This window comes from Acidovorax sp. IB03 (genome assembly GCF_016406015.1).
In the GTDB taxonomy this organism is placed as follows: Bacteria; Pseudomonadota; Gammaproteobacteria; order Burkholderiales; family Burkholderiaceae_C; genus Acidovorax; species Acidovorax temperans.
In genome coordinates, this window is sequence record NZ_JAEFCH010000046.1 from 1 (window position 1) to 22,232 (window position 22,232).

18 protein-coding genes and 1 riboswitch are annotated in these 22,232 nt (G+C 63.5%); of the genes, 10 read left to right on the top strand and 8 right to left on the bottom strand.

Annotation, left to right across the window (positions count from 1 at the left end; all coding sequences use genetic code 11):
- Positions 1 to 131: 131 nt before the first annotated feature.
- Together IHV84_RS18020 and IHV84_RS18025 are read right to left on the bottom strand one after the other, a co-directional pair.
- On the bottom strand, positions 132 to 569 hold the full coding sequence (locus IHV84_RS18020; RefSeq protein ID WP_198847893.1) for a GNAT family acetyltransferase: 438 nt from the start codon (positions 567 to 569) through the stop codon (positions 132 to 134).
- Between the two features lie 15 nt (positions 570 to 584).
- Entirely contained in the window at positions 585 to 3,314 is a 2,730-nt protein-coding gene (locus tag IHV84_RS18025) for a DUF349 domain-containing protein (protein ID WP_198847894.1), read from the bottom strand.
- A gap of 990 nt (positions 3,315 to 4,304) precedes the next feature.
- On the opposite strand from IHV84_RS18025, the gene IHV84_RS18030 reads away from it, so the two are divergent.
- The 3 genes from IHV84_RS18030 to nrdR all read left to right on the top strand — a co-directional run bounded on the left by IHV84_RS18030 (position 4,305) and on the right by nrdR (position 7,186).
- Positions 4,305 to 5,171, top strand: a complete 867-nt coding sequence (locus IHV84_RS18030) for a lytic transglycosylase domain-containing protein (RefSeq protein WP_198847895.1) — start codon at positions 4,305 to 4,307, stop codon at positions 5,169 to 5,171.
- A 116-nt stretch (positions 5,172 to 5,287) separates the two neighbouring features.
- Positions 5,288 to 5,438: riboswitch (ZMP/ZTP riboswitch) on the top strand.
- Between the two features lie 36 nt (positions 5,439 to 5,474).
- Complete coding sequence (gene glyA, locus IHV84_RS18035; RefSeq protein WP_044402743.1) at positions 5,475 to 6,719, top strand: serine hydroxymethyltransferase; 1,245 nt, start codon at positions 5,475 to 5,477, stop codon at positions 6,717 to 6,719.
- A 17-nt stretch (positions 6,720 to 6,736) separates the two neighbouring features.
- Positions 6,737 to 7,186: a transcriptional regulator NrdR gene (gene nrdR, locus IHV84_RS18040; RefSeq protein ID WP_044402746.1), complete on the top strand. Its 450-nt coding sequence runs from the start codon at positions 6,737 to 6,739 to the stop codon at positions 7,184 to 7,186.
- 168 nt (positions 7,187 to 7,354) lie between these two features.
- Here the strand turns inward: nrdR and IHV84_RS18045 are convergent, their stop codons facing one another.
- Genes IHV84_RS18045 through aroC form a run of 3 tightly spaced genes read right to left on the bottom strand, consistent with a single transcriptional unit; the run spans position 7,355 to position 11,459 of the window.
- Positions 7,355 to 9,133, bottom strand: coding sequence for a bifunctional UDP-sugar hydrolase/5'-nucleotidase (locus IHV84_RS18045; RefSeq protein WP_198847896.1), 1,779 nt, complete (start codon positions 9,131 to 9,133; stop codon positions 7,355 to 7,357).
- Positions 9,130 to 10,338: an MFS transporter gene (locus IHV84_RS18050; RefSeq protein WP_198847897.1), complete on the bottom strand. Its 1,209-nt coding sequence runs from the start codon at positions 10,336 to 10,338 to the stop codon at positions 9,130 to 9,132. Before IHV84_RS18050 ends, IHV84_RS18045 begins: the two co-directional genes overlap by 4 nt.
- Before the next feature lie 23 nt (positions 10,339 to 10,361).
- The gene (aroC, locus tag IHV84_RS18055; protein WP_198847898.1) at positions 10,362 to 11,459 is read right to left on the bottom strand and encodes a chorismate synthase; all 1,098 of its coding nucleotides are present in this window, start codon (positions 11,457 to 11,459) and stop codon (positions 10,362 to 10,364) included.
- A gap of 189 nt (positions 11,460 to 11,648) precedes the next feature.
- On the opposite strand from aroC, the gene IHV84_RS18060 reads away from it, so the two are divergent.
- Positions 11,649 to 13,805, top strand: a complete 2,157-nt coding sequence (locus IHV84_RS18060; protein ID WP_233100117.1) for an EAL domain-containing protein — start codon at positions 11,649 to 11,651, stop codon at positions 13,803 to 13,805.
- A 24-nt stretch (positions 13,806 to 13,829) separates the two neighbouring features.
- Here the strand turns inward: IHV84_RS18060 and IHV84_RS18065 are convergent, their stop codons facing one another.
- Positions 13,830 to 14,282, bottom strand: coding sequence for a CBS domain-containing protein (locus tag IHV84_RS18065; RefSeq protein ID WP_066691606.1), 453 nt, complete (start codon positions 14,280 to 14,282; stop codon positions 13,830 to 13,832).
- A 99-nt stretch (positions 14,283 to 14,381) separates the two neighbouring features.
- Here IHV84_RS18065 and IHV84_RS18070 point away from each other — a divergent pair, with 99 nt between their 5' ends.
- The 3 genes from IHV84_RS18070 to IHV84_RS18080 all read left to right on the top strand — a co-directional run bounded on the left by IHV84_RS18070 (position 14,382) and on the right by IHV84_RS18080 (position 17,026).
- Positions 14,382 to 15,692, top strand: a complete 1,311-nt coding sequence (locus tag IHV84_RS18070) for an O-acetylhomoserine aminocarboxypropyltransferase (protein ID WP_198847899.1) — start codon at positions 14,382 to 14,384, stop codon at positions 15,690 to 15,692.
- Between the two features lie 2 nt (positions 15,693 to 15,694).
- Positions 15,695 to 16,513 (top strand): alpha/beta fold hydrolase, encoded by an 819-nt coding sequence (locus IHV84_RS18075; protein WP_198847900.1) that lies wholly within the window; start codon positions 15,695 to 15,697, stop codon positions 16,511 to 16,513.
- 165 nt (positions 16,514 to 16,678) lie between these two features.
- Positions 16,679 to 17,026, top strand: a complete 348-nt coding sequence (locus IHV84_RS18080) for an Mpo1-like protein (RefSeq protein ID WP_198847901.1) — start codon at positions 16,679 to 16,681, stop codon at positions 17,024 to 17,026.
- A gap of 99 nt (positions 17,027 to 17,125) precedes the next feature.
- Here the strand turns inward: IHV84_RS18080 and IHV84_RS18085 are convergent, their stop codons facing one another.
- Positions 17,126 to 18,370 carry a YihY family inner membrane protein gene (locus tag IHV84_RS18085; protein ID WP_198847902.1) on the bottom strand — a complete coding sequence of 415 codons (1,245 nt, stop codon included), beginning with the start codon at positions 18,368 to 18,370 and terminating at the stop codon, positions 17,126 to 17,128.
- A gap of 247 nt (positions 18,371 to 18,617) precedes the next feature.
- Here IHV84_RS18085 and IHV84_RS18090 point away from each other — a divergent pair, with 247 nt between their 5' ends.
- Both IHV84_RS18090 and IHV84_RS18095 read left to right on the top strand, forming a co-directional pair.
- On the top strand, positions 18,618 to 19,034 hold the full coding sequence (locus IHV84_RS18090; protein ID WP_198847903.1) for a DUF2069 domain-containing protein: 417 nt from the start codon (positions 18,618 to 18,620) through the stop codon (positions 19,032 to 19,034).
- A 48-nt stretch (positions 19,035 to 19,082) separates the two neighbouring features.
- Positions 19,083 to 20,501, top strand: a complete 1,419-nt coding sequence (locus IHV84_RS18095) for an FAD-binding oxidoreductase (protein ID WP_066690531.1) — start codon at positions 19,083 to 19,085, stop codon at positions 20,499 to 20,501.
- A gap of 14 nt (positions 20,502 to 20,515) precedes the next feature.
- On the opposite strand, the gene gcvA is transcribed toward IHV84_RS18095, so the two are convergent.
- Positions 20,516 to 21,430, bottom strand: coding sequence for a transcriptional regulator GcvA (gene gcvA, locus IHV84_RS18100; RefSeq protein ID WP_198847904.1), 915 nt, complete (start codon positions 21,428 to 21,430; stop codon positions 20,516 to 20,518).
- Positions 21,431 to 21,546: 116 nt separating this feature from the next.
- Between gcvA and IHV84_RS18105 the strand changes: the two genes are divergently transcribed.
- Positions 21,547 to 22,221 carry a cupin domain-containing protein gene (locus tag IHV84_RS18105; protein ID WP_198847905.1) on the top strand — a complete coding sequence of 225 codons (675 nt, stop codon included), beginning with the start codon at positions 21,547 to 21,549 and terminating at the stop codon, positions 22,219 to 22,221.
- Positions 22,222 to 22,232 lie beyond the last annotated feature (11 nt).

Genomic DNA, 22,232 nt, shown 5'->3' on the forward strand with positions numbered 1-22,232 from the left:
TTTCAGGTACTAGCGAGTAACATCGTGGAGGTTCGAGTCCTCTCCTGGGCACCAAATTCAAAAACCGCTGCACACGCAGCGGTTTTTTTTCGCCCAAAACATGGCGAGGGATTCAAACCATCCCCCAGCTTTCAGATATCAGGAATCAGACGCTTGCCTAACGAGAATGCATCGTCCCGCGCATAACCCAACTTATCGCAGAAGCTGAGCACACTGGCGTTGCTGGTGCGTACAAGCACATTGACTTTGGGACAGCCCAGCGCCAGCAAGCGTTGTTCCACCTCCTCCATCAGGGCGCGCCCCAAGGACATTTGCTGATGGCCGGGAGCGACGGCCAGGTAATAGACAGATCCTCGATGCCCGTCATAGCCCGCCATGGCGGTGGCTACCAGAACATCAGCCCCTTGGCTATCGGCCGGCAAGTTTCCCACGAGGAAAAGCTCTGGCTGGCAATGACTCTTGCGCTCAATATCCTTGTACGGATCGTTCCAAGGCCGGATCAGTCCGCAGTCACGCCATAGCGCGACTGCGGCCGATGCATCGGTCTCCCGAAACGGGCGAATCTTCAACGCCCGTACCGCCACTTATTTGCGCAGCAGCGTCTTGAGCACGTTCTGCAAACGGCGGGCGCTGCCTGCATCACTGGCACTCGACAACACACGAGCGGTGTCGTCACCCCATGTCTGGGCTGGCGACGGATCATTGCGGCGCGTCAGCAATTGCAGTTGCAGCATGCGGCGGGCAGCGATGTGCTCTGCGGGGGTTGGCACTTCTGCGGCAATCTCCAAGCGCAACAACGCTTCAGCAGCGTCACCCTTCGGAGCAGCAGACAGCGCCTGCGCCCAGGCGGCACGGACGGACGCAGACACACGTCCACCCAAATCCTGAGCACTGGGTAGCTGGGTCGCGTCTCGCTTTTCCCAAGCCGTCAGCAAGTGCGTCAATGCCTCGCCATGGGCCTGCGCAGCCAGCTTTTTCAGCGTTTGCTGCGCGTGCTCCATAGCATCACGCTGGGCACGGAATGCCGTATCCCCCAAACGTGGGCCACGGTCTTCGCGTTCTGGGCGGTCACCAAAACGACCACCCCGATCGTTGCGATCACCAAAGCGCCCATCTGCGCGAGGCCCGCGACTGCCGTCCCGATCACCCGGGCGACCATCTCGGCGATCTCCGGGACGAGCACCACGCCCCGCCACTGCAGGGGCATCCTTCTTCATGCCAGGCCGGTCGTCACCACGCACCGCAACCACAGGGCGCGCAGCAGGCTTGGGAGCTGCGGGCGCTGGGGCCGCGGTCTCGCCAGAGGCATCCGACGGCTGCTCGGATGCTACAGTTTCTGTAGCATCTTGCGCTGACACAGCTTGGCTCTTCTCGGAATCTGCTTCACTTTCGGCAACCGCCTGAGCCGCCAGCGCTTGGCCACGCAAAGCCGCCTCAAGGGCTTGCATGGCGGCGCGAATCTGCTGGGCATCGCCACTGGCATTGGCAGCCTCCAGCGCTTTGGAAGCCTCCAGCACAACGCGGTCGCGTGCGCTCAATTCCGTCGTGGCGCGCTCACGCTCCGCCGATTTGCGATTGAATGCCTCATCAATCGGCTTGCGGAAGGCATCCCAAAGTTTTTGCTCCTGCTTGCGGTCCAGCGGCACCGACTGGGCTTCGGCTTGCCAACGCTGCTGCAAGGACTTGACGGCATCGATGCGCAACACAGCAGCAGCACCGAGCACAGCCGCTTCTTCGATCATGGCATGGCGTCGCGCCAGGCTTTCCTTCTGCGCAGCTTCCAGAGGAGCAGCGGCAGCAGCAATCGCCTGCTTCCACAGGGGCTGCAACTCAGCAAACAGCTTTTCGCCCACATGTCCGCTTTCACGCCAGCGGTCACCAAACTGGTAAAGCGCACGGTGGATGCCCTTCCAGTCGCCAGAGGCAGCGTGCTCCTGGGCCCATGCCTTGACCTCTTCAATCAGCGCCAGACGCTGGGCCTTGTGCTCAGCAGCCTCGCTACGGATCTTGTCCAGCCAGGCCTCGACCACCTTGTGAGCCGCATTGCAGGCTTCGTCAAACTTTTTCCACAGCGCATGGTTGGGTGCGCCGCCTTGGTCCGTTTGCTTCCACTGCTCACGCAATTGACGCAGCGTTTCCTGCATCTTGCGGCCACCCAAGGCCTGGCCTTCAGGGCGATTGAGCAGCCCTTCGGCTTTGGCGACCAGGTCCTCGCGCACCTGATCAGCGCTCCAGCGCTGCCAGCCCTCCAGTTCACCTGCGGCAACCAAAGCGGAATGGACTTGCTGCTCCAAAGCAGCATCGATGTGCTTCCCTTGGGTCTTGAGCTCTGCGCGCAGCGCAGCGGCCGCGCCTGCACTGGCTTTGCCGTGGCCTTCAGCCGTTTCTTTTTCCAGCGTGGCCAACGCTTCGCGCACCGCCTGTACGGCTTTGTCACGCACTTCGGGGTCTACCTTGGGCTTGGCGGGGCGGGCTGACTTGGCCGCGGCAGCCGCTGCCTCAGAAGGCAAACCACGGGCTACGCGCAGCTCATCGGCCCACACAGGCACGGGGGGCAGAGGCGCATTGACGTCTTCAGCAGCCGCGATGGCCTGCGCCAGAGCGGGCTGAAACGCTTCCCACACCACCAGCAACTGGGCCTTGGAGCTTTCCAGCTGTTGCGGAAAGCGTGCTTCCACGCTCACCCAGCTGGCATCACTGGTCAGCCCCTGGGCTTGTTCTTGCCAGCGCGCAACGTCAGCACGCAATAACTCCAGAGCTGCCTGGGCATCGCGCCAGGACTTGGTGGAAAGCACCTCAATGCGCTGGGCCAGCAACACTGCGGCCTCGCGCTGCACCTGCACGCGGTGCTGCAGATCTTCGATGACTTTGACACGGTCAGCAATCTGTACCTTCAACAGCGACAGCGGCTCCCTCGACAAAGGCGCACCGGCCTTCGCTGCATCGCGCTGCCATGCCAGGGCATCGGCAATGTTGAGCTTGGAGGCAGACAGCAAAGCCTGGGCTTTGTCTGCCCATTCAGCCGCGATGGCCTCTTGGCCCTTGGCACGGCGGATTTCGTCCAGTCGCTCGCGGACCGCACGGGCAGCACCCTTGTCACGACCGCTCAACTCCTTGAACACTTCTTGCAACTGCTCCGGCGCAGGCTGTGTGGTCAACCACTCGCGGATACGCGACGCCCGCTCTCCGGACGTGGCTGCAGAGAACGCGCCACCGGTCAATGCATCCAGTGGATGCGGCTCATGGGTTTTGGCCGGGGCCGGATTCACTTCAGGTGCTTCAGACATTTTGCTGCGGGAAAAAAAAGGAAACATGGGTTCATTGAAAAACAGAGAAGGCCTCAATGGGAGTCCCTGAGAACCTTCCCGGCCCTACACAGAGGGGCCGCGATGACGAGAACAAATATCTGCAAGGAGCTGCGGCCTGACCTCAAGCGAGGAACAACTCGCTCATGATGCCGCTGCACTCAACCCTGGGGCATGACTTGACACAAAGACTCCCAATGCACTTCTCGTCATGCCTCGTGCGGGGCTGCACCTATGGCACCGCCCCAGGAAAGGCTCCCATTATCTATATATATGCAAGCGCAGTTGCATTGGCACCGTACGGTGGGACGAAAGCACGCAAGAGTTACCTGCATAGCAACGGCTGCGCCGCAAACAAGAAAGCCCGACCAGCACCACCACAAGGCAGGCTGACCGGGCTTGACGGCTGACACAACGGTCTTTGCCATCTATTCGCACGATGGAGGAAATCGTCCTGCGTGCGAGGGGGCAAGAGATTGCCCCCAGGGGGTTGCCTTGAAAGCCTTGCCTGCTGCACCTGGGCACTGAATGCCATCGGAGGGAGGCTTGGCTTCGTTCGGCGATGCCTGAAATCACAGGCAATTTCACCTTATCAAACCGGGCATCGAACTTCAAGCTGCAATTTAAATCGGACTCACGCCACCGATAGATTCTTTGACACCGATGCTCAGCCCCTCAAGGGAAATTCAGCAATTTGGACTGTCATCGCAGAGAAAAACTGGCTAAAACCACAGTTATTTTATAATTTTTTTGTCTTAAAACTATTTTTGATAGTATTGACCAAGCATTAAGTACCCTCCTAGAATCCGCCAGCCTTGAAAACCAAGGCATCCAAAGTCCCAATCCGCTGCCGAACCCGGCTAAGTCAACACTGTCTCCCCTGCACTACGCAGTCACCGCAGACAGCAGTTGATGGCGTACCAATCCAAGCGGAAGCTCGCTTCAGCACTGCGAACACCAGCAGTCACTCCAGAGCCTCCGCCTCAGAAAGGAAGAGCTATGACAGCGTCAGGAAAATTTGTCTCCGGCCTACGAACCTTCGTGAACGATGTGACCAATGGTTTTCTTGAAATCACCCACAACAGCTTTGCCCTCATCGGCTTGGCTGTTGCCTTTGTTGCGATCACACTGACTGCGCGCCCTGATCTGCGCCAGGCAGGAGAGGAGCAACTCATGAACTGGCTGCAGGAGCGACAAGTCGCAGCCATCGGCATGCCCGTAGAGCCCGATGCCAGCGAACGCGCTACGGCAGGCAACCCCAAGGACCTGCCCAAAGAGCAGGCGGCTGTGGCCTTTTGGCTGAGCAAAAAGTACAAGGTGGCTCCAGAGCCCCTGAGCGTTCTGGTCGCTGAGGCGTATGACATTGGCACACGCACCAAGCTGGATCCGACCCTCATCCTCGCCATCATGGCCATCGAGTCAAACTTCAATCCGTTTGCCCAAAGCGCGGTCGGTGCGCAAGGCCTGATGCAAGTGATGACCCGTGTGCATACGGAGAAGTACCAGAATTTCGGTGGGCACTTTGCGGCGTTCGACCCTGTGTCCAACCTTCGCGTCGGCGTCAAGGTGCTGCAGGAGTGCATTGCACGCGCAGGTTCCATCGAAGGGGGTTTGCGCTATTACGTGGGCGCCGCCAACCTGCCCGATGATGGTGGATACACCGCCAAGGTGATGGCAGAGCATTCGCGCTTGCGCCAGGTGGCCAATGGCCGGTCTGTACCCGTCAATGCACCCGTCATGCTCTCCACCCAAGCTCCTGCGGCCACACCGGCGCAAGCTATTCCAGCCGCCTCGCGCAATGCTGGAGAACGCCCCTCGGCCGAAGCCGACAGCAAGGTCGCGTTGCTCGGTTCCGTGGGCTCCTGAAGTCAGGTGCTGTCACCCCGTGTGGCAGCACAGTATTCAGAGCAGAAACTCACCAAAACGCCCAGCGGACTCAAAGCGCCGCAATCCGGCAGGCCCGCAGGTACCTCAGCTACACTACGGGGGTACGCGACTGGCGATAGGCGTGGCACTTTTCAGGTGTCACCGCTGACGTGGAAAACAACAAGATCCGTCATCTTGTGAACCACTGGGGAGCGTGCCGCGAAGGACCTGGGCCTGAGCGTTCCGCCGTTCGCCTGGGCAGCCCTTGTTTCAAGGGACATAAGTTCATAGGACTGCCATACCATGTACGACCGCAAAATTCTTGTCGAACAAACCGATCCCGAGCTGTTTGCTGCCATCCAGGCTGAAAACGCCCGCCAAGAGCACCACATCGAGCTGATCGCCAGCGAGAACTACGCCTCCCCCGCCGTGATGTGGGCGCAAGGCACCCAGCTCACCAACAAATACGCCGAAGGCTACCCAGGCAAGCGCTACTACGGTGGCTGCGAGCACGTGGACGTGGCCGAGCAACTGGCCATTGACCGCGTGAAGAAGATCTTCGGCGCCGATGCTGCCAACGTGCAACCCCATTGCGGCGCATCTGCCAATGAAGCCGTGTTCCTAGCCTTCCTGAAGCCCGGCGACACCATCATGGGCATGAGCCTGGCCGAAGGCGGCCACCTGACCCACGGCATGCCGCTGAACATGTCGGGCAAGTGGTTCAACGTGGTCAGCTACGGTCTGGACAAGAACGAAGCCATTGACTACGACGCGATGGAAGCCAAGGCCCGCGAGCACAAGCCCAAGCTGATCGTGGCTGGGGCATCTGCTTACAGCCTGCACATCGATTTCGAGCGCTTTGCCAAGATCGCCAAGGAAATTGGCGCCATCTTCATGGTGGACATGGCCCACTACGCCGGCCTGATCGCCGCCGGTGTGTACCCCAACCCCGTGCCCCACGCCGACGTGGTCACATCCACCACGCACAAGAGCCTGCGCGGCCCCCGTGGCGGCATCATCCTGATGAAGGCCGAACACGAGAAGGCCATCAACAGCGCCATCTTCCCCGGCCTGCAAGGCGGCCCCCTGATGCACGTGATTGCCGCGAAGGCCGTGGCCTTCAAGGAAGCACTGACGCCCGAGTTCAAGGCCTATCAAGAGCAAGTGGTGAAGAACGCCAAGGTCGTGGCCGAGACGCTGACCCAGCGTGGTCTGCGCATCGTGAGCGGTGGCACGCAAAGCCACGTGATGCTGGTGGATCTGCGCGCCAAGGGCATCACGGGCAAGGAAGCCGAGGCTGTGCTGGGCGCTGCTCACATGACCATCAACAAGAACGCCATTCCCAACGACCCTGAAAAGCCGATGGTGACCAGCGGCGTGCGCATTGGCACCCCCGCCATGACCACCCGTGGCTTCAAGGAAGAAGAAGCGCGCCTGACGGCCAACCTGATCGCCGACGTGCTGGACAACCCACGCGATGAAGCGAACATCGCCGCCGTGCGCGAAAAGGTCAACGCCCTGACCGCACGCTTCCCTGTCTACCGCTAAGCAGGTAGCCAGCGACCATGAAATGCCCCTTCTGCAGCCACCTGGAAACGCAAGTCGTTGAAACACGGGTGTCTGAAGACGGGGTGTTCATCCGGCGCCGCCGCCAGTGCGGCGCCTGTGACAAGCGTTTCACGACCTACGAGCGGCCGGAAGTGAACTTTCCGGCCATCGTGAAGAAAGACGGTCGCCGCATCGAGTACGAACGCGGCAAGCTGCTCGCCTCTTTCAACCTGGCGCTGCGCAAGCGCCCGGTGAGCACCGAGCAGATCGATAGCGCCATTGAGCGCATTGAAGAAAAGCTGCTGAACCTGGGGCAGCGCGAAGTGAACTCCGGCCGCATTGGCGAGCTGGTGATGCGCGAGCTCAAGAAGCTCGACAAAGTCGCCTACATCCGCTTTGCCAGCGTGTACCGCAGCTTTGAAGACATTGACGAGTTCAGAGCGCTGGTAGACGAAGTGCGCAAATAGGCTGGTGTTGCCTGGGTTGTGCAGGCAGATACAACCAAGCTATTATTTTTATAGCTGCTTGCGCTTGCTGCATAAGCGCTATAGGCCAATTTGGCTAATAGTCCTCAATCACCCAGACATCAATCGCTTCAAAGCGCCTACGGGCAGATGTGCCCTCACCCCGGCCCACTACGGGGCACGCTGGATGCGGTTGGTGAGCGGTGGCGCTATCGGGCTGTGTGCCAGCACGTAGGCCTCCAGCACATCCAGATCGAGATCGCCGCCTGTAGTGTCTCGCCCCTCCATGAACACCGTGAAGCCATCCCCACCGCTGGCCAGAAAGCTGCTGATGGCCACCCGCACTACGGCGGTGTCCTCCAGCGGCTTGCCATGCAGGGTCATCTGGCTGATGCGCGAGCCAGCGGGTTGCGACAGGTCGTACCGGTAGCCAAATCCTTCAGACACCGACAGCACCCGAGGGGACTGCAGCGTGCTGGTGCCGCCGGCAAACTGTTGCTCCAGCACCGCGCGGATCTGCGCGCCGGTGTACGTGCGCACCATGATGTTGTTGCCAAACGGCTGAACGCTGAAAAGCTGCCCATAGCGCAGCTGGCCTTGCGCATCAGGCACCAGATCAGCCCGCAAGCCACCGGGGTTCATGAACGAGAGCTGGGCACCGCCCTTCTGCGGCGCGCGGGTCGCGGCCAACTGGGCATCTGCCACCAGATTGCCCAACGTGCTTTCCAGCGCTTCGTTGCGCACGCGCAGCAGCGGCGCACTGGCCCGGCCCACGGGCCGCTGCGCCAGGGGTTCGGCAGCGGCCTTGTAGCGTGCCACCAGTTGCTGCACGAACGGATCGGCCGGATAGGCCGGTACGGCAGCGTTCAGGGGCACCAGCCCCTGGCTGCCGGTAAATGCCTCGCCCTGCACGATGTGGTTGTGGGCACTTTTGTGCACTAGCTTGCGGGTGGCGGTGTCCACCCGCAGTGACACCTCGGTCAGCAGCGCACCGTACTGCCCGGCGCTGGTCAGCAAAAACGGGCGGGCTGGATTGATGCGGGCGTAGTCACACACATAGGCCTGGTGGGTGTGGCCGGAGACGACCACATCCACAGAGGGGTCCAGCCGCTCCAGAATCGGCACGATGTCGCCGTTGATGCCCGAACACTCCTGCCCCAGCACCTCGGCATCGGTGTAGCCCCCTTCGTGGATGGCGACGACGATCACATCCGCGCCCTGGGCGCGCAACTGGGGCACCAGGGCATTGGCCGTGGCGGCCTCGTCTTCAAAACGCAGGCCTTTCACGCCCGCAGGGCTCACCATGGTGGGCGTGGCCTTGAGCGTCATGCCGATGAAGCCCACCGCCACGGTGGCATCGCCCTGCGAGAAACGTTTGATGCCCGTAGCGGGCAACAAAGGCTGACCATCTTCACGCACGGTGTTGGCGGCCAGAAAGCGGAACTTGGCCCCTTCAAAGGGCGTGCTGATCTGGCAGGGCTCGCGCACCGTGAACTTCTCGCAACCGCCCTGCTGCAGGCGCAGCAGCTCTTGCCAGCCCCGGTCAAATTCGTGGTTGCCTACTGCAGAGAAGTCGATCTGCATGTGGTTCACGGCTTCGATGGTGGGCTCGTCCAGGAACAGGGCCGACACCAGGGGCGATGCGCTCACCATGTCCCCAGCGGTGATCACGGCATGGTGTGGATGGCGGGCCTTGAGCTGCGCGATGGCGCTGGCCAGGTAGGCGGCGCCACCGGCGGGCACACGCTCCACGCCCTGCTGGCTGCGGATGGGTACTGCAATGTGGGGCGGCTCCAGGTTGCCGTGAAAATCGTTGAAGGCGATCAGCCCGATATCCACGAAGTTGGCTTCAGCCTGCGAACCCGAGGGATGGGCGCAGCCCAGCAACGTGGTCAAAGTGAGGGTTGCCGCCAGTGCGGCGACCGCTTTGCTAGCGTTTTTCACGATCATTCCAAGCTCCGTTCCTTGAGGGCGCTGCGCCCCACCTTCCAGGCACACAGGCAGGACAACACACTGGCCACCATGGCTGCCCAGTACACCGACGCCAAGCCGGCAGCATCGCCCAAAGCGCCCCCTGCCAACGCCCCCACCACGCCAGGCAGGCCATAGGCCAGCACCGTGTACAAGGCCTGCCCGCGCCCGCGCAGGCGACCTGGGAAGTATTCCGACAGCAGCGCCATACACGCCGTGTGGTGGGCCGCAAAGGTGAGCGCGTGCAGCATCTGCGCCACCACCAGCACCAGCAACCACGCACCTGCGGCAGCCGTCATGCCCATGCGCAGCGCCATGGCGGCAGCGCACACCAGCAGCCAGCGACTCAAGGGCCAGCGAGGCAGCCAGCGCCCCTGGGTGAAGAACCATGCGATCTCTACCACCACAGACACCGCCCACAGCACGCCAATGGTCGATTTGCGATACCCCAAGGCATCCAGGTACAGCGAGAAGAACACGTAGACCGCAATGTGGGCCAGAACGTGAAAGCAAGCCGATGCGAAAAACCACCGCACCTGGGGCCTGCGCAAGACGGGGGCCATGGCAGGCCTGGCGCCATGACTGGTGCTGGAAGAAGGCGGCCCCTCTTCCAGGCGGGGCAAGAGCCAGGTGCTGGCCACCACCGCCACCAGGGTGGCCAGCGTCCAGCCTGGGAAATCGGCCATGCCAAACTGCTCAAACCACGCCCCGGCCGCAAACACCGTGACCAGAAAGCCCAGCGAGCCCCACAGCCGAACCCGGCCATAGCGGCGCGCATCGAAGCTGCCTTCCTGGCTCACCAAGTGGGCCATGGCGGCCTCGCTCATCGGCATCATGGCGCTGGTGTGGGCGAACATGAGCAGCAACACGGCCGCAATCCACCAAGTGCCGCCGGGCACCCACAGACCCGCGGAAATCACCAGCGCCAGCGTCGAACACCAGCGCAGCAAGGGCACACGCTGGCCGGTATGGTCGCTCAACATGCCCCAGCCATAAGGCGCAAACAGGCGCGTGAGGGATTGCAGCGACGTCAGCACCCCGATGGTGACCAGGGGCAGGCCCAGGCTTTTGAGCCAGAGCGGCAGGTACGGGTTGAAAAACCCGATGTGTGCGAAGTAACTGGCCGACAGGGCAGCAAACGGCACCAGCGGCCGCCGCGCCCCCAGCGTGCGCAAGCGCTGCATGCGAGGCGACTGCCTGGCAGCGCTTACAGGAACGAGGCTTTGATGGGCGCCACCGCGTGCACCACATCGCCGCACTGGGCCCGGTGGCGCAGGGCATGGTCCATCACCACCAGGGCCAACAGGGCCTCGGCGATGGGCGCAGCACGAATGCCGACGCAAGGGTCATGCCGCCCCTTGGTGATGACCTCGGTGGGGTTGCCGTGGACGTCGATCGATTCACGGGGGCTGATGATGGAGCTGGTGGGCTTGATCGCCAGGCTCACTTCCAGGTCTTGCCCAGTGCTGATACCGCCCAGCACCCCCCCAGCGTTGTTGGACATGAAGCCGTTGGGTGCCATGGAATCGCCATGGGTGGTGCCGCGCTGGGCCACGCTGGCAAAGCCGGCGCCAATTTCCACGCCCTTGACGGCGTTGAGCCCCATCATGACGAAGGCAATGTCGGCGTCCAGCTTGTCGTACAGCGGCTCACCCAAGCCTACCGGCACGCCCGTGGCCTGCACGCGGATGCGCGCACCGCAGGAATCACCCGCCTTGCGCAAGGCGTCCATGTAGTCCTCGTATTCAGCGACGTCAGCCACCGGCGCAAAGAACGGATTGCTGCGCACGTGATCCCAGCTCTCAAAGGGGATTTCCAGCTCGCCCAGCTGCGTCATGCACGCGCGAAACTGCGTTCCATATTGCTGCTGCAGCCATTTCTTGGCCACGGCACCAGCAGCCACAGTGGGGGCGGTCAGCCGGGCAGAGGAGCGGCCGCCACCGCGCGGGTCACGAATGCCGTATTTGTGCCAGTAGGTGTAGTCGGCGTGGCCAGGGCGGAAGCTCTGCGCGATGTTGCCGTAGTCCTTGCTGCGCTGGTCGGTGTTGCGAATGAGCAGGGCAATGGGGGTGCCCGTGGTCTTGCCTTCGTACACCCCCGAGAGAATTTCCACGGCATCGGGCTCGTTGCGCTGCGTAACGTGCCGGCTGGTGCCTGGGCGGCGGCGGTCCAGGTCGATCTGGATGTCGGCCTCGGACAACGGCATGCCAGGCGGGCAGCCATCAATCACGCAGCCGATGGCTGGACCATGGGATTCACCAAAATTGGTGACAGTGAAAAGGGTGCCTAGGGTATTGCCGCTCATAGCGAGGATTATCCCAGAGCAATTCAGTCCCACATGCGCATACAGCGCTTGGCAGAGCGCGTGTGTAGGACTAGCATGGGGTCAGACTCTTGAGAAGCGCATGCCAACCTCCCCATCGCTCCATGGAGCCCCCGCCACGCCACGCACTCTGTTGCACCATGAGCCGCCCCCCTGCTGGCCGACAGCCCCTTGCGCCAAGCCCTGGATTGCAGCGACAACGCCATCGCGCTGACCAACCGCGACCGGCAGGTGGTGTATGTCAACCAGGGCTTCACGCGCCTTTTTGGCTTCACCATTGACGAGGCGCGGGGCCGTTACCTCAGCGACATGCTGCAAGGACCGCACACGCACCAAGGCCTGACGGAAGCCATTCGCAGCGGATTACGCCTGCAAGGGCATTACCACGGCGATGCGCTCATCTACAGCCGCGATGGCCAACCGCGCTGGGTATCGATGGTGGTCAACAAAGCGGATGAAGCACAGGGAGGTCCCGGCGGCTCCATCACGGTGCTCACCGACATCACCCTGACCAAGATGCATGAAGTGCTGCAAAAGCGCGTGCTCGAAAGCATGGTTAGCGAAACCAGCCTGCCCGAGCTGATGACCAGGGTGTGCAAAGAGGTGGAAAACATTGCCCCGGAGGTCACGGCCTCCATCCTGGCGGTAGACACGAACGGCCGGGTTCATCCCCTGGCGGCCCCCGGTTTACCAGACCACATCTGCGCGGCACTCGATGGCGTGCAGATCGGCCCCAACGTTGGCTCCTGCGGCACGGCGGCCTATTTGGGCAAGCCTGTGGTCACCACCAGCATCGCCACCGACCCGCGCTGGGATGACTACCGCGCCCTCTTCAAATCGACCGGACTCAAGGCCTGCTGGTCCAGCCCCATCAAAAACCACGAGGGGCAGGTGGTGGGCACATTCGCGTTTTACTTCAAGGAGCCGCGCGAACCCAATGCGCTGCACAAGAGCCTGGTGCAGGTCTGCCTGCACCTGTGCGCCCTGGCCATTGAGCGCGACGCTTCGCGCCAGCGCATCCACCAGCTGGCGTTTTTTGACGTACTCACCGGTCTGCCCAACCGTGCCATGTTCCGCAACAGCGCGGAAAGGGCCCTGTCCAGCATGGCACGTGACCACCAGACCGGCGCCCTGCTCTTCGTGGACCTGGACCGATTCAAGCAGGTCAACGACACCCAGGGCCATGCGGCCGGAGACACCTTGCTGCGGGTAGTGGCGCAGCGTCTGGGCGAATGCGTGCGCGCCCAAGACTGCATTGGCCGCCTGTCGGGCGACGAATTCGTGCTGCTGCTGTCCAACTGCACCACGGAGCAAGCGGTGCAAACGGCGCAGCGTGTACTGGGCAGCATCGCCATGCCGGTAGAGATCCAGGGCCAGATCAACCTGCCCAGCGCCAGCATCGGCATTTCCATTTGCCCGCATGATGGCAACGACATCGATACGCTGTTGCGACACGCTGACCAGGCGATGTACCAGGCCAAAAGCGACCATCGCCACAGCCTGCAGCTTTTCAGCCTGGAGATGAACCGGCGCGCCCAGGAACGCGCCGCCATGGAGCGGGCCCTGCACCACGCATTGGAGCGTGGCGAGCTGACCCTGCACTACCAGCCCCAGATCACCTCAGACCCGGTGCTGGCGCTGCACGGCATGGAGGCCCTGGCCCGCTGGAGCCATCCCGAATGGGGCGCAGTCTCTCCAGCGCAGTTCATCCCCCTGGCCGAAGAAACCGGGTTGATTCCGGCGCTTACCGATTGGCTGGTGAATGAGGTCTGCCAGCAAATCAACACCTGGCGCGCAGCGGGCATTGCGGTGCCGCACGTGGCGGTGAATCTGTCCGGGCGCAGTTTTCACCAAAAAGGGTTTGCGCAGAACGTGAGCGACACCTTGCGCCAGCATGGCTTGGCGGCGCACGACCTGCTGCTGGAAATCACCGAGAGCGTGATGATGGATGCGCGCGAGATAACCCAGGAGAACATCGAGTTGCTGAGCCAGCAGGGATTTCGCCTGTCACTGGATGACTTTGGCACCGGCTACTCCAGCCTGAGCTACCTGCACCGACTGCCGATCACAGAGCTGAAGCTGGACAAGTCTTTTGTGCAGGACCTGGAACACAGCGAAACGGCCCGGGCGCTCACGATTTCCGTGCTGAGCATCGCGAAGAGTCTGGGCATGACCGTGGTGGCCGAGGGGGTGGAAACGTCGCAGCAGTGCCGCTGGTTGCAAGAGCACGGCTGCGAAGTGATGCAAGGCTACCTGCTAGGCCGCCCCATGCCGGCACACATGCTGCACGCGTGGTCTTTGGAAGCCAGTGCCGTTTGCTGCAGCTGAGGACCTGGGCCGCAGCCCCTGCGCTCAAGCTTTGGTATCGTCTTCCGCAGGCCAGTCGCGGATGTAGGCCTTGAGCATCTGGTTTTCGAAGTTCTGGCTGTCCACCACAGCCTTGGCCACGTCGTAGAAGCTGATCACGCCCATGAGCATGCGCTTGTCCATCACGGGCATGTAACGGGCGTGGCGATCCAGCATCATGCGGCGCACCTCGTCCATGTCGGTTTCCAGCGTGCAGGTCAATGGCGCATCGTCCATCGCAGAGCGCACGCGCATGGTGCCCACCGAGCCCCCGTTGCGCACCATGGCCTGGATCACTTCGCGGAAAGTGAGCATGCCCACCAGGTCACCCAGCTCCATCACCACCAGCGACCCAATGTCTTTCTCGGCCATCACCTGGGCCGCTTGGGCCAAAGGCTCGTCCGGCGTCACGGTGTAGAGGGTGTTTCCTTTGACGCGAAGGATGTCGCTGACTTTCATGGTGCAAGGTCTCCGGGGGGCGCGCTGCGCTGTAGGCGTAATCGCATCAAATATAGCCCACAATTTACGCCCATATCGACAACATCGGAGACAGAACCCATGCCCGGTTATTCAGACCCCGGCTTTGACACGCTGGCCCTGCACGCAGGCGCCAGCCCCGACCCCGCCACCGGCGCGCGCGCCACCCCCATTCACCTGACCACCTCGTTCGTCTTTGAGTCGAGCGACCACGCGGCCTCCCTCTTCAACCTGGAGCGCGGCGGCCATGTGTACAGTCGCATCAGCAACCCCACCAACGCGGTGCTGGAGCAGCGCGTGGCCGCCCTGGAAGGCGGCGTGGGTGCCATTGCCACCGCCAGTGGCCAGGCCGCACTGCACCTGGCGATTGCCACGCTGATGGGCGCAGGCAGCCACATCGTGGCCAGCACGGCGCTGTATGGAGGATCACAGAACCTGCTGCACTACACGCTGTCACGCTTCGGCATCGAGACCACCTTCGTCAAGCCCGGAGACATCGACGGCTGGCGCGCTGCGGTGCGCCCCACTACCCGCCTGTTCTTTGGCGAAACCGTGGGCAACCCCGGCCTGGATGTGCTGGACATCCCCACCGTGTCGTCCATCGCGCACGATGCGGGTGTGCCGCTGCTGGTGGACTCCACCCTCACCTCGCCTTGGCTTATCAAGCCGTTTGAACATGGCGCAGATCTGGTCTACCACTCGGCCACCAAGTTCCTCTCGGGCCACGGCACGGTGGTGGGCGGCATCGTGGTGGATGGCGGCAGCTTTGACTGGGACGGCCCGAAGTCGGCCGGCAAGTTTGCCGAGCTGACGCAGCCCTACGATGGCTTTCACAACATGGTGTTCACCGAAGAGAGCACCGTGGGCGCTTTTTTGCTGCGCGCGCGGCGCGAGGGCCTGCGCGACTTTGGCGCCTGCATGAGCCCGCACACGGCCTGGCTCATCCTGCAAGGCATTGAGACCCTGCCGCTGCGCATGGCGCAGCACATGCGCAACACCGAGAAGGTGGTCGAATTTCTGGCCGCGCAGCCGTTTGTGTCGCGCGTGGGTCACCCCTTGCTGGAGTCTCACCCCAGCCATGCCCTCGCGCAAAAGCTGCTGCCACGCGGCGCGGGCTCGGTGTTCAGCTTTGACCTCAAGGGCAACCGCGAGCAGGGCAAGAAGTTCATTGAAACCCTCAAGGTCTTCAGCCACCTGGCCAATGTGGGCGACTGCCGCAGCCTGGTGATCCACCCGGCCAGCACCACGCACTTCCGCATGAGCGACGAGGCGCTGGCGGGTGCAGGCATCAGCCAGGGCACGATCCGCCTGTCCATCGGCCTCGAAGACGCGGACGACCTCATCGACGACCTCAAGCGCGCGCTGAAAGCCGCTGAGAAAGCGGGGGCCTGACCATGTACGTCCAAGTCAACGGCGCCGCCATCTACTGCTACACCGGCGGCAAAGCGTTTGATGCCGCCAAGCCCACGGTGGTGTTCATCCATGGCGTGCTTAACGACCACAGCGTGTGGGCCCTGCAAAGCCGCTACATGGCCAACCACGGCTGGAACGTGCTGGCCATCGACCTGCCCGGCCACTGCAAGAGTGGCGGCGATGCGCCCGCCACGGTGGAGCAAGGCGCAGACTTCATCGGCGCGCTGCTGGATGCAGCAGGCGTGCAGCGCGCGGCGCTGGTGGGCCATAGCTGGGGTTCGCTCATTGCCATGGAAGCCGCCGCGCGGCTCAAGGACCGCATCAGCCATCTGGTGCTGGTGGGCACGGCCTTCCCGATGAAGGTGTCGCCCGCACTCATCGAGGCCTCGCAGACCGACCCGGAGAAGGCGATGCGCATGGTCAACGTGTTCTCGCGCAGCACGCTGTCTGCGCCCCCGTCAGCCCTGGGGCCTGGCACCTGGGTGTTTGGCGCGGGCATGGCGCTGGGGCGCAAGGTGCTGCGCAGCAACCCGCAGGTCAATGTGTTCCACCGGGGTTTTGTGGCCTGCGACAGCTACGCGGGCGGCGAGGCGGCCATGGCGCAACTGACTTGCCCCGTGCTGTTTGCGCTGGGCAGCCAGGACCAGATGACGGCACCCAAGGCGGCCCAGGGCCTCGTCAAGGCCGCCCAGGCCGCTGGCAAGCAGGTGCAGATCGCCCATCTGCCCGTGGGCCACAACCAGATGACCGAGGCGCCGGAAGAAACACTGGCCGCCATCCGGGACTTCCTGGCCCGGTGACCCACCAAACCCCGGCGCGCTGGCAGGCCCGCCGGGGTTTCAATAGCCGGTTCAAGGTGGCAGACCCGTTGGCGACAGCACACCCGCACTGCCCCGCTGGTGCGCGCCAGAACTGCGGCGTATAACGCGGGCAGAGGGGCTTTACCCCCGCCCGGAGACAACGCCATGACCAGCCAGACTGCCACCCCGCAACCCGCGCCAAGCGCAGACCCTAGGGCCTTCAAAAGCTTCGCGGACTTCTACCCCTTTTATCTGAGCGAGCACAGCAACCGCACCTGCCGCCGTCTGCACTTTGTGGGCTCCACACTCAGCCTGCTCTGCCTGGGCATGCTGGTGGCCACGGGCAAGCCGCAGTACCTGCTGTATGGCCTGCTCTGCGGCTATGGCTTTGCCTGGGTGGGGCACTTCGGCTTTGAGAAGAACAAGCCTGCCAGCTTCAAGCGGCCGCTCTACAGCTTCATGGGCGACTGGGTGATGTACAAGGACATCTGGACGGGGAAGGTGCCGTTTTGAAGCACTGATTCGCACAGCTTCCGCTGCGAAAAATTCAAGCCAAAACAGGCTCTAGCGCTCACCAATCAAGCGCCAGCAGCTATTATTTATATAGCAAAATTAAACCACCCGTTGCACGTCCAAGGCAGGCTCAGTGCCCGCGCTGGTCTGCAGTACATCCTCCAGCAGCAAGCCTTCCAGCCGGGCTTTGGACCACAGCGGCTGCAAGCTTTCAGAGCGCTCCAGCAGCAGGCGCTGCACCAGCGGCGCCAGGGGGGTGGTGCGCGGGTTGGCCAGCAATACATAGCGGGACTCGGGCACATCCGCTTCGCCCACCGCCGCATCGTTGACCTGGCCCACCCAGTCCAGCGCAGTCAGCGCCTCCAGCACCGGGGCCAGCTGCAACCCATCCACCCGCAGCAACTGCGCGAGCTGGCTGGGGCGCAGGCCCTTGAGGGGCTGGTGGCGCACGCGGTGCAACTGCTGCAGCACTTCTACCGCCAGCTGAAACGTCCAGCCCGCCACCGTGCCGCGCCGCGCCACCCCGGCCAGCAGGCTGGGCAAATAGGCTGTGACCACCGCACCCAGCAGCACAATGACCCAGGCCACATAGATCCACACCAGCAGGATGGGCAGCGTGGCAAACGCGCCATACACCACCGAATAGGTGGGCACCTTGCCCAGGTACACCGCCAGCACCTTCTTGGCCAGCTCGATGCACACGGCCACAAACAGCCCACCCGTCCAGGCGTGGCGCCACTTCACCGGCGTGTTGGGCACATAGTGGTAAAGCGCCGCCATGCCGCCCGCCAGCACCACAAACTGGATCGAATCAAACAGCAGTTGCACCCCGTCGGGCAGGCGCTTGACCAGCCCACCCGATGCCGACATCACATACGACGTGAGCGCGAGGCTCGCGCCCATCAGCAGCGGGCCCAGCGTGATGGCGGCCCAGTAGATCAGCACCCGCTGCCCCAGCGGCCGCAGGCGCTGCACGCGCCAGATGTCGTTGAGCGTGCGGTCGATGGTGAGGATCAGCGCCAGCGCCGTGGCCAGCAGAATGCTGAACCCTGCCGCCCCCAGGCTGCTGGCCTTGGAGGCAAACTGCGTGAGGTAGCCCAGCACCTGGCGCGAGATGCTGTCAGGCACCAGGCTGCTGACCAGCCAGCCCTGCAGCGCATCTTGCAGCTTGCCAAAGATGGGGAAGGCGGTGAACACCGCCAACGCCACGGTAAAGAACGGCACCAGCGCCAGGATGGTGGTGAAGGTCAGGCTGCTGGCCGTGAGGCCCAGGTGGTCTTCACGAAAGCGCTCGCGCAGCGTCTGGGCCGTGGTTTTCCAGGGGAAGTGCGACAGCTCGGTCATGAGCGCCTCCACGCGCAGTGCGGCTGTCTGGAGCGTGCTATGCACTTTTACGTGCCCACGAAAGCCGGGGAAAGGCCCGGCAACTAGGCGCAGGACGCGCCGCGGTATGGATACCGCAAGCGTTCTGCAACAACGTGGCCGGGCCTTTCCCCGGCTTTCCCGAAGGGTTGGGCCACCAGGCCAACGTGGGTACGTAAAAGTGCATAGCACGATCTAGAAAGAACATGGCCGATATGATGCCACCCCAATGACTGCATCCCCCGCCATCCCCAATCCCCCCGCAGACCACGGCGTTGCCGCCACACGTTGGGTGGCCACGGGCAGCCTGCTGGCCCTGATCGTTCTGTGCCTGGCCTGGGAGCTGGTGCTGGCACCTGTGCGCCCCGGTGGAACCTGGCTGGCCATCAAGGCCCTACCGCTGTGCATACCGCTGGCAGGCATCCTCAAAAACCGCATGTACACCTACCGCTGGGTCAGCCTGGTGATCTGGCTGTATTTCACCGAAGGCGTGGTGCGCGGCTGGAGCGACAAGCCCCCATCGCAGTGGCTGGCCTGGGCCGAAGTGGCGCTGTGCCTCGCGCTGTTCACCGCCTGCACGCTGCATGTGCGTCTGCGCCAGCGCAACGCCCGGGCGGCGGCTGATACCGCTGGGGCGTCTGTCTGACACGCCTCCGCCAGTCCTCCTGTTTACCGATCTTGAAGACGCTCTGCCATGACCTCTTTGCTTGACACCCTGCGCTCCATCGTGGGCGATGCCCATGTACTGACCGAAGGCGACCTCACCGCCTGGGAACAAGACTGGCGCCGCCGCGTGCGCGGCAAGGCCCTGGCTGTGGTGCGCCCGGCCAGCACGCCCGAAGTGGCAGCGGTGGTCAAGGCCTGCGCTGCGGCAGGCACCGCCATCGTGCCGCAGGGCGGCAACACCGGGCTGGCCGTGGGCTCCACGCCCGATGCATCGGGCACGCAGATCGTGCTCAGCCTCACGCGCATGAACGCCGTGCGCAACGTGGACACCGACAACCTCACCATGACCGTGGAGGCCGGCTGCATCCTGCAAAACCTGCAGGAAGTGGCGCGCAATGCGGGCGCACTGTTCCCGCTGTCGCTGGCGGCCGAAGGCAGCTGCACCATTGGCGGCAACCTGGGCACCAACGCAGGCGGCACGCAGGTGGTGCGCTACGGCAATACGCGCGACCTGTGCCTGGGCCTGGAAGTGGTCACGCCGCAAGGCGAGGTGTGGAGCGGCCTGAAGGGCCTGCGCAAGGACAACACGGGCTACGACCTGCGCGATCTGTTCATCGGCAGCGAAGGCACGCTGGGCATCATCACCGCCGCGTGCATGAAGCTCTACCCCCAGCCCGCCGCCAAGCTCACCGCCTGGGCCGCCGTGCCTTCCATGGAGCATGCCGTGCAACTGCTGGGCATGGCGCACCAGCAGCTGGGCGCAGGCCTTACGGGCTTTGAAGTGATGGGCCAGTTTGCGCTGAGCCTGGTAGGCAAGCACATGCCGCAACTGCGCGTGCCCTTCCTGGGCCAGGACGATGCGCCTTGGTGCGTGCTGCTCGAAAATTCCGACAGCGAATCTGAAGAACACGCCCGCGCACGCTTCGAATCTCTGCTCGAAAAAGCGTTTGAGGCCGGCTGCGTCACCGATGCCGTAGTGGCCGAAAACCTCACGCAAGCGCACCAGCTCTGGCACATCCGCGAGAACATTCCGCTGGCCCAGGCCGAAGAGGGCCTGAACATCAAGCACGACATCTCGGTGCAGATCTCGCGCATCCCCGCCTTTGTGGCACACACCGACGCGGTGCTGCAGCGCGAGATTCCCGGCGTGCGCCTGGTCAACTTCGGCCACCTGGGCGATGGCAACCTGCACTACAACGTGCAGGCACCTGTGGAGGGCGACCCCAAGGCCTTCCTGCGTGACAACGAAGAGCGCGTACACCAGCTGGTGTACGACGCCGTGGCCGAGTTTGGTGGCTCATTCTCTGCCGAGCACGGCGTGGGCGAGCTCAAGGCCGACAAGCTGGAGAAGTACCAGTCGCCCGTGGCGCTGTCGATGATGCGCGCCATCAAGCAGGCGCTGGATCCGCAGGGCATCATGAACCCTGGGCGCGTGCTGAAAGCCTAAACAGCGCTGGGAACCTACGCGGGGCCATGGGCCTCCCGCAGCAGCCAGTCCCGAAACGCGGCCACCTTGGGCTGTGCGATGCATTCGGGGCGGTACACCACGTAATACGCCAGGGCCGATTCCAGCCGCACTTGCGGAAACAGCCGCACCAGTCGGCCTGCAGCCAGGTCGTCATGCGCCATGACGCTACGCGCCAGCGCCACGCCTTGGCCATCAATGGCCGCCTGCAGCACGGCGGCCGAGTTGTTGATGCGCAAGCCCCGGTCGGTGGGCACCCCCTGCACCCCCGCATGGCGCAGCCAGGCCTGCCAGCTGGCAAAACCCGTGCTGGTATCGACGGACTGGTCATGGATGAGCACCTGCCCGCGCAAATCGCCCGGGGCCTGCAGCGTTGCCGTGGCCAGCAACGCCGGGGCGCACACGGGGTACACCTCCTCGTCCATCAACTTCTCTGCCGCCAACCCTGGCCACAGGCCCCGGCCATAGCGCACGCCCACGTCGATGCGCTGGGCCACAAAGTCCACCGGCTTCAGGCTGGTGTCCAGCCGCAAATCGGTCTCAGGCCAGGCGGCCTGAAAGCGCTCAATGCGCGGAAGCAGCCACTTGGCGGCAAACGCCGGGCTCACAGTCACCGTGAGCACGCCGCCCGCGCTGCCACTGCGCAAGCGCTCCAGCCCCACAGCCAAACGCTCCAACCCTGCGCGAATATCAGGCAAGGCCTGCTCCGCCACCTCCGTGGTCACCAGCCGGGCGCGGCCGCTGGTGCTTCGCACAAACAGCGGGCTGCCCAGCCAGTCTTCCAGCGTGCGCACCAACTGGCCCACCGCCGCAGGGGTCACGTTCAGCTCTTGCGCCGCCAGAGAAAAACTCTGGTGCCTGGCACTGGCCTCAAAGGCACGCAAGGCGTTAAGGTGAGCTATTGATCGCATACCCATAAAGTTTTTCTTTGGTGGTTAGCGACTTTATCTCAGTTGTTCAAGAGGCCTCCAAACCTAAAAATACGCAAGTTCTCAAGCCGCAACCGCCCCCAGAGGTGATCCCTTCCATGCAAATCAACGCCGACTTCACCCAACCTGCGCTCGTACACCCCCAGCAGCACCAGTGGGTGGCCTCACCCCAGGCGGGAGTGGAACGCATCATGCTCGACCGCACGGGCGCGGAGCGCGGGCGGGCCACCAGCATCGTGCGCTACGCGCCTGACTCGCGGTTTCCGCACCACCAGCACCCCGCGGGTGAAGAAATTCTGGTGCTGTCGGGTGTGTTTTCCGAAGGCGACCACCATTACCTACCGGGCTGGTACCTGCGCAACCCGGCAGGCTCGGGCCACGCCCCGCACAGCGCTGAGGGCGCCGTGATTTTTGTGAAGCTGGGGCATCTGCCGCCCGCCCCACACGCACCCGTCGACACGTCGCTGCGCATCAACACCCATGACACGTCTTGCTGGGCCACCGAAGGCGAGCACGCTGCGTGCGAGCTGTACCGCGACGCCGACGAGCACACCCGGCTGCTGCGGCTGGCGCCCCACCGCCTGCTGCCCCTACTGGCCACACGGCAAACCGAAGCCTTCGTCATCCAAGGCAGCCTGCACAGCTCAACCGACGAGCTGCCCGAACGCGGCTGGTTGCGCCTGCCGCCGGGTTCTACGGCGGTGTGGAACGCTGGCGCGCAAGGCGCTACCGTGTTCCTCAAAAGCACTACACCCCACACCGCCACAGCTTGAGCCCCATGCCG

What these genes read in the sequence shown, in the direction of transcription:
- IHV84_RS18025 (WP_198847894.1), bottom strand. Translation starts at nt 3,314, where the DNA reads ATGTTTCCTTTTTTTTCCCGCAGCAAAATGTCTGAAGCACCTGAAGTG.
- IHV84_RS18030 (WP_198847895.1), top strand. Translation starts at nt 4,305, where the DNA reads ATGACAGCGTCAGGAAAATTTGTCTCCGGCCTACGAACCTTCGTGAAC.
- glyA (WP_044402743.1), top strand. Translation starts at nt 5,475, where the DNA reads ATGTACGACCGCAAAATTCTTGTCGAACAAACCGATCCCGAGCTGTTT.
- nrdR (WP_044402746.1), top strand. Translation starts at nt 6,737, where the DNA reads ATGAAATGCCCCTTCTGCAGCCACCTGGAAACGCAAGTCGTTGAAACA.
- IHV84_RS18045 (WP_198847896.1), bottom strand. Translation starts at nt 9,133, where the DNA reads ATGATCGTGAAAAACGCTAGCAAAGCGGTCGCCGCACTGGCGGCAACC.
- IHV84_RS18050 (WP_198847897.1), bottom strand. Translation starts at nt 10,338, where the DNA reads ATGCAGCGCTTGCGCACGCTGGGGGCGCGGCGGCCGCTGGTGCCGTTT.
- aroC (WP_198847898.1), bottom strand. Translation starts at nt 11,459, where the DNA reads ATGAGCGGCAATACCCTAGGCACCCTTTTCACTGTCACCAATTTTGGT.
- IHV84_RS18065 (WP_066691606.1), bottom strand. Translation starts at nt 14,282, where the DNA reads ATGAAAGTCAGCGACATCCTTCGCGTCAAAGGAAACACCCTCTACACC.
- IHV84_RS18070 (WP_198847899.1), top strand. Translation starts at nt 14,382, where the DNA reads ATGCCCGGTTATTCAGACCCCGGCTTTGACACGCTGGCCCTGCACGCA.
- IHV84_RS18075 (WP_198847900.1), top strand. Translation starts at nt 15,695, where the DNA reads ATGTACGTCCAAGTCAACGGCGCCGCCATCTACTGCTACACCGGCGGC.
- IHV84_RS18080 (WP_198847901.1), top strand. Translation starts at nt 16,679, where the DNA reads ATGACCAGCCAGACTGCCACCCCGCAACCCGCGCCAAGCGCAGACCCT.
- IHV84_RS18085 (WP_198847902.1), bottom strand. Translation starts at nt 18,370, where the DNA reads ATGACCGAGCTGTCGCACTTCCCCTGGAAAACCACGGCCCAGACGCTG.
- IHV84_RS18090 (WP_198847903.1), top strand. Translation starts at nt 18,618, where the DNA reads ATGACTGCATCCCCCGCCATCCCCAATCCCCCCGCAGACCACGGCGTT.
- IHV84_RS18095 (WP_066690531.1), top strand. Translation starts at nt 19,083, where the DNA reads ATGACCTCTTTGCTTGACACCCTGCGCTCCATCGTGGGCGATGCCCAT.
- gcvA (WP_198847904.1), bottom strand. Translation starts at nt 21,430, where the DNA reads ATGCGATCAATAGCTCACCTTAACGCCTTGCGTGCCTTTGAGGCCAGT.
- IHV84_RS18105 (WP_198847905.1), top strand. Translation starts at nt 21,547, where the DNA reads ATGCAAATCAACGCCGACTTCACCCAACCTGCGCTCGTACACCCCCAG.